Origin of the sequence: Mesobacillus sp. MER 48 (assembly GCF_023714225.1) — a bacterium.
In the GTDB taxonomy this organism is placed as follows: domain Bacteria; phylum Bacillota; class Bacilli; order Bacillales; family Cytobacillaceae; genus Mesobacillus; species Mesobacillus oceanisediminis_A.
Genome location: NZ_JAMAUR010000005.1, coordinates 268,379 through 283,185 on the forward strand (window position 1 = coordinate 268,379; position 14,807 = coordinate 283,185).

Consider the following 14,807-nt stretch of genomic DNA (forward strand, 5'->3'; position numbering starts at 1 on the left):
GCAAAAATAACGGCAGGTACCATCTGGTAAGGATGATACCTGCCGTAAATGATTATTTCTTTTTGCCTTTTTGGTCTACTTTGATGACGACTGTTGTCAATGGATCAAGTGTTAACTTGTCTTTTGACAGCTTGAAACCGGACTTTTTGGATACCGGAGTTTTACCGGCTTCGTCATTATCGACCAGGACCTTTCCTTTTGAGAAGTCAAGATCGCCTAGTGTCAATGTGCGTGCTTGAGTGTCAGCGTTAACGAATACGTAGTAGGTTCCAGTGTTATCTGTAGATTCATTTTCGTATGCGATGACAAGGTCTGTGTTCTTGATTTCAGGCAGATCAAGCAATCTTACATTCTGGTCAACGAGATCCTTTTCGCCGAGGCGGAAAGCATTTGTTGACTTTCTTAGCTCAATCAGCCCTTTTGTGTAGGCTTGTGTTGTAGTGTTGACTGAGTATTCCTTTTTATTTGTTGCCTTTTGCCAGTCAAACATGTTGATGGCATCGGATGAATCATATGAATCGTGGATGAAGTAGCCGAATGGATTTCCTTGTTCATCAGTCAATTCGTGATACTTCTGCTCAGGGACACCTTCACCTTTCCATTGCTTGGTCCTGCCGTACTCCTGGCCTGCGTGTAGGAAAGCAGTGCCCTGTGACGTTAGAATCAAGGAGTTCCCAATTCGGATTCGTTTGTGAATTTCCAGCTCGTTTTCAGGTACAGCAGGGTCCTTCTTGATCGATTGGGCAATGACATCGTGAAGCGGAAGGTTGTCATGCGCCGCGATGTATTGGACCATATCTCCTGGATCATCATCAGCTGTATTGCCTGGCTGTGCTTTGATATTGTTGAAAATCGTGTTGATATCGCGGGCACCGCCTGTGATGAATCGAGGCTCACCTTCAGAACCGAAGCCTGATTTCAGCTCGTTGCGGATTTCATCAGAGAACACGCCGACATTATCGGTTTTATCCATCCAATCCTGATCTGCGCCCATGCCAGCTAAATCCGGCTCAGCAATGTGGCCTGCGAATGTTCTCCAGCCTTCGCCGATGAATAACGCATCAGGATTTACAGATGCCGCAGCATCGTAAGCGTTCTGGATCGAAGGATAGGTGGCGTCACCCATCATATCAAAACGCATGCCATCAATCTTGTACTCTTCAAACCAGTATTTAACTGAATCTACCATCAGCTTTTCAGCCATCTTGTGGCTTGTTGCCAGGTTGTTCCCGAAGCCGCCAAGGAAGTTTCCTTGTGCATCCTGGAACGCGTAATAGTTAGGAACGATGTCATTCAGCTGGCTGGCTTTTGCCATATGAGTGTAGACCACGTCGAGAACGACACCCATTCCAGCATCATGGATTGCATCAATCATCTGTTTCAGTTCTTTCACGCGTAATTCAGGGTCAGTTGCATCCTCTGAATAGGCGCCATCCGGAGAGAAGTAACTGTGCGGGTCATAGCCCCAGTTGTACTCATTTCCGCCGGCAGAGTAATTAAGTTCCCTTTGGCCCATCTTTGTTTCATCGCCATAATACCATGCCATGACAGGAAGCAATTGAACATGTGTTACACCAAGCTTTTTAATATAATCCAGCTTGTCTGTGAAGGCTTTATAAGAGCCCCATCTTGCATCCAGATCGCCTTCAATAGAAGGGTCCGATGTGAAGTCACGTACGTGCACTTCATAAATTACCGCGTCTTCGCGCTTTTCATAGCCTTTGATTTTCGCATGATCGAAGTCTTCAGGATCTGTGCCGCTCAAGTCAACGATTGCCGCTTTACCGACAGTATCCCCATCCGCGCCAGCTCCACCTTTTGTATTCACCGTGAACGCTGCCATCGATTTCGCGTAAGGATCGAGAACCTTATTTGTGACTCCGCTATTTGTCACTTCATACTGGTAAAAATAACCCTTAACATCGGCTACATTCAGGTCACCAGGTGCGATTTCCGCAGACCAGACACCTTTTTCACCCTTTGTTAATTCGATGCTGCCAATTTGCTCAGCTGCATTGTCTTTATTGAAGAAGTTTGCCACAACCTTGCTTGCTTTAGGAGCCCATAGCTTCAAAGTTGCTGCCCCGTCTTTATAGGCAGCACCAAGATCATCGCCTTCATAGGCAAACATCTCGTCAAGCATTCTCCAGCTGGTAGAAGCCTTCACTGTTCTGCCTGAATATGTGACTGAAAGAGGAAGCTTATCTAAATCGAATGCGGCTTTCACTGTAACGGATTTGCCTTTGATTTCAACACTTTCAATTGAAACTGCTGCACCGCTGGCATCCTTGATTTCCAGCTTTGACTTCAGTTCATCGGCCGACAATCCATCTGTCATGGTAAAACCTAATAGAATCGAATCTTCAGAGATGACTTCTGCAGATATAAGGCCTGTTGCCTGCTCCCAATATGGAGATACATAGACATTATCATCGCCTTGTTTTACCCATAAGTGATTGTATCTGTCGAGAAGGTTGAAGGTTTTGTCTCCGCCATCCTTGTCGCCAGTTGCCTTGTTCAGGGTAATCATGCCAATTTTCTTAGCATTGTCTTTCAGCTTGATATCGACATAGGCACCATAGCGGTCAGTTCCAGTGAAGGAAGCTGCGCCTGTAGGCCAGCCATCAGAAGGTGCCGCGACATCTTCCCAGTTCCATAGACCCCAGTTTTCATAGTCAGCATTGTCACGTACATAGTGAACGCGGACGGTATTTGCTGGCAGGTTGACTGGTTCATAGGTATAAACCTTGTCATCGCCTTGCTTGATGAAAATTTCGTTCATCTCAGGTGAAGTAATCGTAAAGCCTTTGTCTCCGCCGTCTTTGCCGGCATCACCTTTTGTCACGTCCATAACGAGGAAGCCGATGTTTTTCGCGCCATCTTTTAGCTTAACGTCGATATAGGCGCCATAGCTGTCTGTTTTCTCGAACATTGCAGCTCCAGTCGGCCAGTTGGCAGAAGGGGAGGCTACATCGTTCCACAGCCATGCTCCATAGTTTGCATAATTGTTGTCGTCACGCTTGTAGTGGATGCGGATGTGATTGGCTGGGATCGGTTCAACAGTGTTCCCATTGCCATTATCATCTCCATTGCCATCTTCTCCAGGAGTGATTGAACCATTTTCCACCGTTAGTAAAACAGTACCGCCATCTGCTTTAGAAGGGATTGGCAATGTTACTTTTCCAGTTGTCGCAGTATATGTCTCACCTGAATAGTGGTCTGTCACAACGGCATCTGCTGAATCCACAGTCAATGTCACTTCTTTTGCTGCATCAGCAATATTCAATCCGATATAGGCAGCATCATCACCATGCTTCCGTGCAAAAAGGAGGAACTGGTCGCTGTCTGAACCAGCGATTGTCGTACGTTCGCCTTTTGCGAATACTTCAGAATGGTCGCCCCTGAAGTTCAAAATCTTTTTGTAGTGCTCGAGGACATCGTTGCCTTCCACCTGATCCCAGGCAAGGTCATAACGGTTGTCGTATTGCGGATAGTTATTTTCACCACTTTGCCCAAGTTCTTCACCGTAGTAAATGACCGGCTGGCCCTTAGCTGTTGCCTGAAGGGAAGCGGCAACCTTAAGCTTGCCTTCATCATTTCCAGCATCAAACAGGAATCCATTTTCATCATGGCTTCCCAGGAACTGGCCGAGTGTAGCGGTGTTATCAATTTTCGCGTTACGCTTGATCAACGCATCATTGGCAGCATTCAGGTTTCCGTTTACAAAAGAATGCGCAATATTGTTAAAGTCAAAATCAAGCAGGGAATCCATCATGCCTGATTCCAGATAGCCATAATCGTCGTTGGCGCTTGCACCCCAGGCTTCGCCAATCATCTTGTGTTTCGGCATTTTTTCTGTAATGGCGTTCTTGAATGCCATCCAGGTCGCATCTTCTACGTGCTTTACAGTATCCACACGGAAGTAGTCAATTGTATTTCCGCTGCTCGTTGTTGCTTTTTCAATCCAGTCGGTCTGCCAGTCGATGATTGTCTGGCGGACTTCAGGGTCTTCTGTTTTGAAGTCAGGAAGGCCTGATAGTTCCCCAACGACTTCATCCGATCCTACATTGGAACCCTGGCGAAGAAGATTGCTGAAAGTGCTGCGTTCTTCATCTGTTGGGTAGCCGGCAGGAGGGTTCGTCACCTGGCCATCAATATCTTTCAAACCATAACCAGAGTGGTTCAATACCACATCAACCATGATTTTAATTCCGCGTTCATGGGCAGAATCAATCAGGTTATGGAAATCTTCCATAGTACCGAAGTGAGGGTTCAATTCGCCAAAATTGCTTGCCCAATATCCGTGATAACCATAGTACGAAGGGTCCCCATCTTTGTAGCGGACATTATGCTTAACATTCTCAACAATCGGGCTGATCCAGATTGTGTTGACACCCAGTTCATCCAGGTAATCCAATTTTTCAGTAATGCCTTTAAAATCGCCGCCCTGATACGTACCGCGATCAGTAGTGTCATAGTTTAAGCCATAAGGATCATTATTGGAGGAATCCCCATCAAAGAATCTGTCTGTCAGCATGAAATAAATGATCGACTCATCCCAGTCAAAATCATTATCGCCGACAGATTGTCTTGTTTTAACCGTAACATTGGCATTGCCGGTATGCGGGTTGCCAAATGAATCGGTCACCGTTATAGGAATCGTCTTCGCACCTGCTGTTATGTTGTCATCGACTGCAATGGTAACTTCCATTAAAGAAGGATCGATTGCAAGAGTCTTTGACCCGCCAAGTTCGGACACATCAGCCGTAATCTTGCTGATTTCAACTCCATCTGTCAGGCCCTCTACATCAACTTTCAGCACAGCGTTCTGGCTATAATCAATTTCTGCTGGGTTGACAGAACCTGAAACTGTCAGGTCAGCGTTCGCGTAGGTGATTTCCGAAGCTGGATTGTAAGGATCTGTTACTTCGGTAGTGACGCCATCCTTTGTAACTAAATATGTGTACCCATGTGTTCCAGTTGGAATGTTCTCATATGAAACTGCAAATCTCTCATTCTCAGGCTCATAGGTCATTGGTAAAGTCTTGCCATCAATCTTCAAATCTACTTTTTCAATTGTGTTCATCTGATCATTTGCAAACAACTCTTTGTCCCGGTAAAAGAAAGTCGCATTTCCATCCGCGATCACAGGAGCCGACCCATCAGGCACAATGCGGATTTGCTCTACGCCGCTTGTAACGAACACTTTAGTAATCGAATCATTTTTATTAACCTTGATAAAACGGTCCCCAAATTCCTTTTGTGCAGTATTCCAATCATAAGTACTGCGAAGCACGAAGCCCATTTCGGCCGTATTTGCGCCTACAGGGATGTTCGCGACCGCCTTTCTGCCTTCCTTTGTTGTAAAATCAACCTGGCCGTCCTGTACACCAGTATTCCAGGTCCAAATATTCCACTCGCCAAAATTTTGATCTTCCCGTATATAGGTAAAGCGGACTTTGCGATCGGTTGATTCCGAAGTTGTAGCAGTTCCTTCTGCGTTAGCCTGCTGTGCAGGTACAAAAGGAATCCACAAGCTCAACAGCATGATTGCTGTCATGAAAATTGAGAAACTGCGTTTGGTGCTTCTTCTCATCTGAATCCATTCCTCCCTAGATTGATTGATGCTTCAAAATCAGTTTTTTCAAGGTCCTCCTTTCTCAAATGCGCAACTTATGAAACCGTTTGCACAAACAGGCAAAAAAATTTAATCCCCTGAAAAACGCAAGCGTTTGCAATAATCTATCTTTTTCATTTTACAATAGAATTGCCTAACCAGCAATGGAATGTCAATGTTCATCTGGCAAACAAATAGTTCCAAAATCCTGCGTAAATCGGGAGTTTTCTAGGGATAATGATTTAGTTCTTCAATAAATGTCACGGATTCGTCAAAAAACGGCAGGAATGTTACCATTCTATAGTTAAGGAAATAAGAAAAAATAAGGAAATAGAACTATTAGTTAATTGGGATTTGAATGGTATTTTCAAGTATTCTTGAAGTATGTCTACTATTGGAAAGAGGTATAGAGAGATGAATGATATAAATGTTCTATTCCGCAAAAGAATTGGCTTGAATTCAAAAGAACCCATTACACTCGAAAATCTTGCCGGAATTCTTGAACTGACAGCATCAGCGATTCCATTCGAGAACCTTTGCACGCTTTCTGGCGACCCAGGTGAATTGAACGAGGACAGCCTGGTGGATAAAATTCTCCACCGAAACGAAGGCGGACTTTGTTATGATCTTAACGGGGTTTTGTACCTGTTTTTAAAAGAAAATGGCCTTGATGTCCAGCTGATCCGCGGGGCAGTATACGTTCCTGAACTTAACGGCTTTAGTCCAACTGGACTGACGCATGCTGCGATCATTTTGAACGATGATGGCAAGAGGTACCTGGTTGATACAGGTTTTGGAGGCAATTTGCCGCTAAGGCCAGTTCCGCTTGATGGCTCAGAAATCATGACACCGACCGGGGAGTTCCGGGTGAGGAAAGAAGAAAGTGAATTCGGTGACTACTTTTTAGAAATGAAACTTCAGAATAAGGACACTGACTGGAGAATTGGCTACGCCTTTGAATCAAGACAGCCAGTGGAGAATATTGGCGATTTAACAGAAATGAAGAAAATTATCACTGAACATCCGCAATCTGCGTTTAACAAGAAGCCGCTGCTGACCAGGGTGACTGCTAACGGCAGTATGGTGCTGACAGAATCCAGTTTCACCCGCTGGAAGGATGGGCAGGTTACGAAAGAAGAAATAGATTCGAGCAAATTCAAGCAGCTTGCCAAGGAACACTATAATCTTGATGTAAAATGAAACCTTCTTATAGTGTAAACCGTTAATATAGTATCAAAAATGACAGGTGGATGGTTGAGGATGGATTCAAGAGAATACCTACTGAGTGAATTGAAGGAAATCGAGAAATGGGAGAAGGACCAAAAGGGCTTATGGTTTTGGGAGAAGCTGACCAGGCTTCCGTTCAAGATGCTTGACCGTTTCACGCCAAAGTTCATCCAGGAGAAGGTCGGTCTCCTGCTAGATGAACTCGGCAGCTACATTCAAACCGGCGGCCAGTATCTATCGAGCGAGAAGTCGGTATTCAACCATATCGAGAAGAAGACTGGCCGGAGTGTCAGACAGCTTTCTGATCTGGAGAACGTCCCAGTGGGGGAAATGAAGACAGCCTCATTGGCACTGGGCGAGCAGCGAAAAAAAGCAGCAACCATTCAGGGTGCGAGCACAGGAATCGGCGGGATTTTTACCCTGGCAATCGATATTCCCGCAGTCCTGGCACTCTCGCTGAAAACACTCCAGGATATTGCGATCATCCATGGCTACGACCCTAAGGATAAGAAGGAGCGTGTCTTCATCATTAAATGCCTGCAATTCTCCTCCGCAGATGTGGTCGGAAAACAGGCAATACTGAATGAACTTACTGGCTTCAACAGCGATAATAAGTCACGCGAGGTCATTTCTGAGCTTCAAGGCTGGCGTGAGGTGACGCTGACCTACACCGAATCATTCGGCTGGAAAAAGCTGCTCCAGATGGTGCCGGTAGCCGGAATTGTGTTCGGCGCATTCGCCAATCGCTCAATGGTCAGCGACCTTGCCGAGACAGGGACGATGCTTTATCAGAAGAGGCGGATTTTGGAGAGGCTTGAGAAGGTCTCAGATTCTGCTGATTTATCATAAAAGAATGAGGGAACCCACTTGATGCTATATCGAGTGGGTTTTAGTATGAAAAATCAATAGGGAAAGGGACCTTTCTTTAGCGGCTTGTCTCTCGGCATATTATCCTCATTTTCCGTAAAAAGTCTAAAACAATTTTCCTGCTAATCTTTGTGCATGTAAACCAATGGGTTCAATTATCGCGATTTTCGCGGTTTTCGGTGGACTTGATATGCCATTCCCGATAGTTTTGTAGTAGATTCATAGTTTTCGACACAGCTTGAGGAAATTCTGCAAAACTGGGGGAGAACGACGAATGAAAAAGGACAACTACTCATTGTTTAAGAAGAGGGTTGCGAAAGGCATGGTTGCCTCAACGATCCTAGTCAGCAGCAGTCTGATGATGCCGGAAATTCCTTTGTTTCCTGGCAATGAAACAGTGGCACAAGCTGCTGGGCCAACTTTTACCGTAACAGCAGATGTCCTGAATGTCAGATCGGGACCGGGTACGAACTATGCAAAAGTCGGCCGGCTGGTCCAGGGCAACAAGCTAAATGTGATTCAACGGATGAATAATGGATGGTACAAAATTTCCTTCAATGGAAAAACGGCTTATGTCAGCGGTGATTATGTGTACAGTTCTGCAGTATACAGAGTTACGGCTACAAGATTGCATTTCAGGACTGGACCTGGCACTCAGTATAAGAGCATGGGGCTTATCAATAATGGTACAGTGCTCGATGTAATCCGACAGGAAAGCAATGGCTGGTATAAAATTTCATATAAAGGAAAAATCGGTTTTGTCAGCGGGGATTATGTATCGACAAGCAATGCATCTTTCAACAAAAAAATGGACATTCCTGTGATTGCACAGCGTCCAGAATTGCCGAGCGGCTGTGAGGTTACCTCACTTGCCATGGCTCTCCGCTACTATGGAGTGAATGCTGATAAAACAACACTTGCTAAGCAAATGCCATATGATTCAACCAAACTAGTCCGGAATTCTGACGGTTCGATCAAAATTTGGGGAGACCCGAATGTTGGCTTTGTCGGGACACCATTTGGCAATGGCTATACGATCAATCCAGGGCCGCTTAAAAAAGTGCTCGACAAGTACCGGCCGGGAGGAATTGCTCTGACTGGCAAGAATTTTACTGAGATTGAAAGTTATGTGAAACAAGGTAAGCCGGTGCTGGTCTGGTTTACGATCAATTATGAAATGCCAGTTGCGAGGACATGGAAAACGACAGCAGGCAAAACGATTAATGCTGCAAGGCCATTACATAATATCGTCATTACCGGAACAGACGCAAACTATGTTTATTTCAACGACAGTGAAGCAGTAAAAAAAGACGTCCGATTGTCAAAAGCAAAGTTCATCAACATATATAATGCGATGGGCAAACGTGCCCTAGTAGTGAATTAAGAGAGAAGCAATTGCGAACTGAATATGTTCGTAATTGCTTTTTTCGTTAGTTTCGATTTAGGAGAAATGTCTTCAGTTTTTGAAGCAATTGATAAGCTGCATACGACACAACAAAAACAAGAAACGCATCCACTAAATTCTGCAGTAAGTTATGAGTGCTCGGTTCCAAGCCGATTTGTTTAAAGAAGAGATCAATCATATCAATGAAGAAAACATGAATGGCATATATTCCGAGCGAGTTTGCACCGATTTTGGTGAGGAATAAGCCTTTTCCGAGATTGGGATTGCTTAAAGCGTACAGGAACAGAAACAAGGTAAGGAAAATCGTCGAAAAGAAGTACTCTCCATGTTTGGCTTCCAATCCCTTTTGAAGCCAGAATCCTTCTGAAACCTGCAGAAGGGTAAAGAGGCAAAATAGGTAGAAATAGATTCTGCCGTTATATTTTTGCCAGGTTTGAATGGTGGCAAGCCAGAATCCCAAAACCGTATAGAACAGGCTGACATATAGAGCGGCGCGGGTTGTACTGACCGGCAGCTCATCGAATATGGAATAAGACTGTCCAAAAAGGCCAAGGAGATTGAAGCAAAGTGCGATCACCAAAAGCAGCCTGACTTTTTTCAGCCTGTAAAAGAGGTATAGAATCGCGGTGCTCCATACCAGTGAAATCACGAACCACAGCTGATAGCCGCTTGTCCCCTGGCCATAATAGAGGAGGTTAAGGGCCGCCATATTCTCCATATACTTCGACAGTTCAGCCGAAGGGTTTTCATTTGTCAGCATGATTCTCGCTACATCATAGACAAAATAAAAAATAAGCCAGCTAACATAGATCTTCAGTATTTTTGTGACATATTTTCTGAAGTAAGCAAAGGACTGCTGATTGCCGCTCACCTTAAGACTGAAAAGATAGCCTGAAGCAGCGAAGAAAAACGGAACAGCAAATCTTGAAAGATTATCAAGGATAAAATAGCCGGGCCGATCATTGCCCGGGAAGGTATGAATGATGACCACTGCCAGGATGGCATAAAATTTGATGAAGTCGATTGCGTAATTGCGCTGCATTGGGCTGCCTCGTTATGTAAGGATTTATACTCCTAGTATTTCCACGATCATCAGCCTTATGAATATAAGAAGAATTGACTTGGGATAATAGAGTATAAAAAGGAGGCAAACCACTTGAATCCTGACAAGAAACAACAAGACGAGAATGCGATTGAACAGCAGCAGAAAGACCAAAAGAACGAACATGCTAATCAATCAGACGGCTTCCGCTATGATTACGACGACTCTTCAGACGTGAAATGAAAAGAGGGGAAACCTGCACATAAGGTTTTCCCTCTTTTTTAAACAGTTTTCACATATAACTCTTTTCGTTTCTTCTCACGAGCCACAAACAAACCGCCATACAGCATCGCCGTTCCCGTCATCAAAATGATGCCGATATACACACTCATCATGCTCGGCACCAAAAAGGCACCCATGATGATTGTCGACCGGGCAATCAAATCTGCTCCGCTGAAGCTGATGCCTGAAAACGCTGAATAGGATCCTCGTTTGTCTTCTGGCATCATATTGGCTTTTTCGGCATTGGCGATTGGTGAATAAATCAGTTCGCCGATGGTAGCAACCAGGTTGAACAAAAGCAATGCGTACCAGACATTTGCAGAAGTAATCACGGTGTATCCAATGCTGTAAAGGATCAGTCCGGCAAGCAGCATCTTTTTCTTATCAAATTTGTCGGTCATCTTCGTGACGATAAAAGTCAGCATCACGACGAGGAGCATGTTCTGGATGTTGAGGATACTAAGCATCCGAACACCTGAAATTTCAAAGTTTCCAACAAATAGCGGGCGAAACTCATTAGCCAGCCTGACACCAATATAGCTGTTGAGAGAGAATTCAGCTGCGTAAATGCACATGCTACCAACAATCGCCATGACGAACGGTTTATCCTGCAATGCTACTTTGTAGTTGGCAATCAGGTCGATAAAGATATTTTTGTGTTTTTGCGCCAGCAGGGGAACGGATGTGTCCTGAAGCCAGATCGCATAGGCGATTGGCAGACAGGCAGAGGCAATTGTCAATGCCGTGAACAAAGCCAGCTGGTGATGGGCATAAAACAACCCGCCGAGGGCAGCCCCGATTGCCAGAGACAAATTCGTGAACCAATAGTCGAGAGCGTAAATCGCTTTGCGGTTTTCAGCTGTCGTTGAATCGATGATAATCGCCTGCATCGAAGGACGGCCCAAACTGCTGAATAGCATGAAAAACATATATCCGCCAGCGAAGGCTATTATCCATTTTTGATCAGGCAGCAAACTGACCGTCATCAACCCAAAAGTGACAGCACTGATTGCAGACGTAAGCAGCAGAATCGTTTTGCGGTGAAAACGGTCTGATATATATCCGCCAACAAGATTGCCTATGAAGGCAATGAACACATTTATCCCGAGAAAAACCCCTGCCCACACTGCTCCTTTATGCTGCGCGAAAAATAAGGCCATGAACGGCATGACTGCGCTTGAAATTGCCCGGTTAAAAAAAGAAGTAATTAAGCGGACTTTCAAGTTTTGAGGATATTCTTTCCATTTCATATTGCCAGCCTCCTTCTATACTTTGTATATTAAAGGAGACGAATATAACTAAAAATTCCCTTTTAAAATAAAATTGTCCACTTTTAAGGAGAACGTATGGATCGCCATTTACTATTGTTATGGAATCAGGTCAAATCAGGAGCTGTAAAAGTAGAGGAACTTGCTGAAGTCCTGGTGCTCAGTACGAAGCAGACACGCCGAAAGCTGCAGCAATGGCAGGAGGAAGGCTGGCTCACGTTCCAGTCCGGCAGGGGAAGGGGCAATACTTCCTCTCTGGAGTGGAATCGTCAAGTTGAGCAGGAATATGAAGATCTATTTTTCAGGAGCCTTGAAAAAGAACCAATCGAGTCTGTAAGCAAATTACTGCTGCTGGATTGGTCGGTGGAAACGAAGCAGCGGCTGATGACTGCTTTCCAGGCAAAGCTTGGCTTCAACCAGGAAGGACAGGACAGCTTAATCATCCCAAGATTTTATCCTTTTGTCACCTTCCATCCTTTAAAATTGGCGGATGCCCATAGCGCAAATATCATCGCCAATCTCTATAACAGGCTCGTCACTCTGAATGCCGACGATTCGGTTGACCCGGAACTGGCCCACAGCTGGGAATACACAGATAACCAACTCGTATTATATTTACGGAAGGATGTTGCCTTCCATGATGGCTCGATTTTAAAAGCTGAGGATGCCGTCGGTTGTTTGCAGCAAATGAAACAGGATGAGAATTTTGCAGACTTGTGGGAACCCATCACGGCAATCACAACTCCATCTCCACTGGTGGTGAAGCTTGAGTTTCCTGGCGGCTGTTCCTATGTACTCCAGCTCTTGGGCCTCTTGACCGCAAGCATTTTTAAAGAAGTGAATGGAAAGCTGCTGGGGACAGGAGGATTTTATCTGGCAGAGGAATCTGCAGAGAAAACAGCTTTAAGCGCGTTCAAGCAATACTACGGGTATCGGCCGCTGCTTGACCGTGTGGAGTTCATCCAGGTACCTAAAGAATTCCAGGTTGTCTATCATGCCGGCCATGAATCGAAACAAGTCGATACCTTCAAGGTGGAAAGCGATTCAGGCTTTGGCATTGTGGTCATGAATCCATATAGAAGCTCGGATATGGCTCGTAAAGAAGTCCGTGACTACATCCACATGGTCATAGACCGGCATCGTCATGAACTTCCAGAAGTTGATGGAAGGATCACCGGCAACAATGAAGGCTGCCTGATCGGTTTATCCCGGCCCTACACCATGCCGGAATTTACAAAGCCGTCCTTATCAGCGCCGCTCAAGATGATTTATGTGAATTACACGACGAATACGTCTTTATGGTTAAAAGAAAAGCTCGAGGAGGCTGGCCTGGATGTCGAAATGGAGGAAGTATCCTTCCGGGACGCTCTTTATGATCCTAAAGTAAAAATGGGAGCGGACTTGTTTATCCACGGAGAAATTTTCGAAATGAACCAGAGTTTCTCCTACTTTTTCTTTTTGAAAAACAGCTTCTCACCGCTTCATTGCTTGATTGAAAAGAGTGAATATTTACAGCAAGTCGTTGAAGACTATACAACAACGCCATTTGAGCAATGGAACAGCCTCCATTTGCAGATCGAACAATATATGAAAGTCGAATCCCTGTGTGTTCCCCTGTATTACACAAAACGGCAAATCCCGTTTTCTATCAATCTGATGAATGTGGAGATTAGGCATTTTGGGTATGTGGATTTGACGAAGCTCTGGACGAAGAACGCATGATGGTGCCTGTCATCTTACTCTTCCCGGAAGAATTACAAAAAGGGAGGATTTTAGGTCTGTTTGGCGAAGAATACTATTAATAAATTTCAATCCAAAGGAGTCCCTATGTCTAAAAAAGATTTGTTCATAGCGTCCTTGCTTGGCGGTGCGATTGGAGATGCTCTTGGTTACACGGTAGAGTTCATGAAGCTTGATGAGATTAAATCGAGATTTGGCGAGGAAGGTATAACCGATTTAGAGCTTGATCGTTACACAGGAAAGGCCTTGTTTTCCGATGATACCCAGATGACGCTGTTCACGGCTGATGGCCTGATCTGGGCATATGACCGCATGAGCGAACGGGGGATTGGGAGCTTTGCAGGAAGCGGCATCTATCAATCTTATCTCCGCTGGCTTTATACCCAGACAAGAGCCCTGCCGGATGAGCATTATGACTGGCTGCTTGATCCCCAGCCCCATGAGGCGGGCAGCAGCATTTTACAATATAAAGAATTGTATTCAGCAAGGGCCCCGGGCAACACATGCCTGTCGGCGCTTGAAAGCAATAAAATGGGAACGATCGAAAGGCCGATCAACAACAGCAAGGGATGTGGCGGGGTCATGCGTGTTGCGCCAGTCGGCTTATTTTTACATAAAGACCCGGAGCAAGCATTCAGAGTGGCTGCGGAAATCGCCGCGATTACCCATGGACATCCGTCAGGATATTTGGCAGCTGGATCACTCGCTGTGATCATTGCAGAACTGCTCAATGGCAAAAGTTTATCCGAAAGCATCGAGGATGCCATTGCCATTTTGAAAAGCTACCGTCATCATGAAGAGACATTGAAGTCCATTGAGGATGCGGTTGAACTTGTAAAGAGTGAGGTGGATTCTGGAGAAGCGATATCGCAGCTTGGCGAAGGCTGGGTAGCCGAGGAAGCACTTGCGATTGCGTTGTACTGTGCTTTGAAGGAAACAGACTTCCGGAAGGCGTTGATCCTGTCAGTAAATCATGATGGCGACAGTGACTCAACGGGCTCGATCTGCGGAAATATTATCGGTGCCTGCCAGGGTCTCAAGGCTGTGCCTGAAGAATGGGCGAATCAAGTAGAGCTAAAAGAATTGATTGTCGATCTAGCTGGCAAGTTATATGAGAGATATGAAACGGTATAGGTTAAGGGAGAATCCTGAGAAATACTGGGATTCTCTTTGTTTTTTCCAGGGAAGAAAGGAGAGCTATATTGGATGGGGAAAAACATATTAACAGCCGGACGGTGAGCGGATTGTTTGCATCTTATATTAATCGTTCCACTATGGCCGGCCTTTCCCGGAGATGAGGCTGCCCTGGCTGAATTTATGGAACAGGCGATGAAGAATTTTGAAAAATAGAGGAGAAGT

9 protein-coding genes are annotated in these 14,807 nt (G+C 45.1%); 6 read left to right on the plus strand and 3 right to left on the minus strand.

The genetic code is table 11. From position 1 onward, the window contains the following. Positions 1–52 precede the first annotated feature (52 nt). Positions 53–5,596 (minus strand): pullulanase, encoded by a 5,544-nt coding sequence (locus M3593_RS18015; protein ID WP_251543330.1) that lies wholly within the window; start codon positions 5,594–5,596, stop codon positions 53–55. Between the two features lie 435 nt (positions 5,597–6,031). On the opposite strand from M3593_RS18015, the gene M3593_RS18020 reads away from it, so the two are divergent. The 3 genes from M3593_RS18020 to M3593_RS18030 all read left to right on the plus strand — a co-directional run bounded on the left by M3593_RS18020 (position 6,032) and on the right by M3593_RS18030 (position 9,095). Next, the gene (locus M3593_RS18020) at positions 6,032–6,817 is read left to right on the plus strand and encodes an arylamine N-acetyltransferase family protein (RefSeq protein WP_144475324.1); all 786 of its coding nucleotides are present in this window, start codon (positions 6,032–6,034) and stop codon (positions 6,815–6,817) included. A gap of 60 nt (positions 6,818–6,877) precedes the next feature. Further along, positions 6,878–7,693, plus strand: a complete 816-nt coding sequence (locus tag M3593_RS18025) for an EcsC family protein (protein WP_251543328.1) — start codon at positions 6,878–6,880, stop codon at positions 7,691–7,693. 292 nt (positions 7,694–7,985) lie between these two features. Then, on the plus strand, positions 7,986–9,095 hold the full coding sequence (locus M3593_RS18030; protein WP_251543326.1) for an SH3 domain-containing protein: 1,110 nt from the start codon (positions 7,986–7,988) through the stop codon (positions 9,093–9,095). A gap of 46 nt (positions 9,096–9,141) precedes the next feature. On the opposite strand, the gene M3593_RS18035 is transcribed toward M3593_RS18030, so the two are convergent. Next, complete coding sequence (locus M3593_RS18035; RefSeq protein ID WP_251543324.1) at positions 9,142–10,158, minus strand: acyltransferase; 1,017 nt, start codon at positions 10,156–10,158, stop codon at positions 9,142–9,144. A 114-nt stretch (positions 10,159–10,272) separates the two neighbouring features. Between M3593_RS18035 and M3593_RS24090 the strand changes: the two genes are divergently transcribed. Next, positions 10,273–10,401, plus strand: coding sequence for a hypothetical protein (locus M3593_RS24090; RefSeq protein WP_283904769.1), 129 nt, complete (start codon positions 10,273–10,275; stop codon positions 10,399–10,401). Positions 10,402–10,439: 38 nt separating this feature from the next. Here the strand turns inward: M3593_RS24090 and M3593_RS18040 are convergent, their stop codons facing one another. Beyond that, a complete protein-coding gene (locus M3593_RS18040) occupies positions 10,440–11,690 on the minus strand; it encodes an MDR family MFS transporter (RefSeq protein ID WP_251543322.1) in 1,251 nt (416 codons plus the stop codon). Between the two features lie 96 nt (positions 11,691–11,786). Between M3593_RS18040 and M3593_RS18045 the strand changes: the two genes are divergently transcribed. Further along, entirely contained in the window at positions 11,787–13,430 is a 1,644-nt protein-coding gene (locus tag M3593_RS18045) for an ABC transporter substrate-binding protein (protein WP_251543320.1), read from the plus strand. Positions 13,431–13,535: 105 nt separating this feature from the next. After that, on the plus strand, positions 13,536–14,582 hold the full coding sequence (locus M3593_RS18050) for an ADP-ribosylglycohydrolase family protein (RefSeq protein ID WP_251543319.1): 1,047 nt from the start codon (positions 13,536–13,538) through the stop codon (positions 14,580–14,582). Positions 14,583–14,807 lie beyond the last annotated feature (225 nt).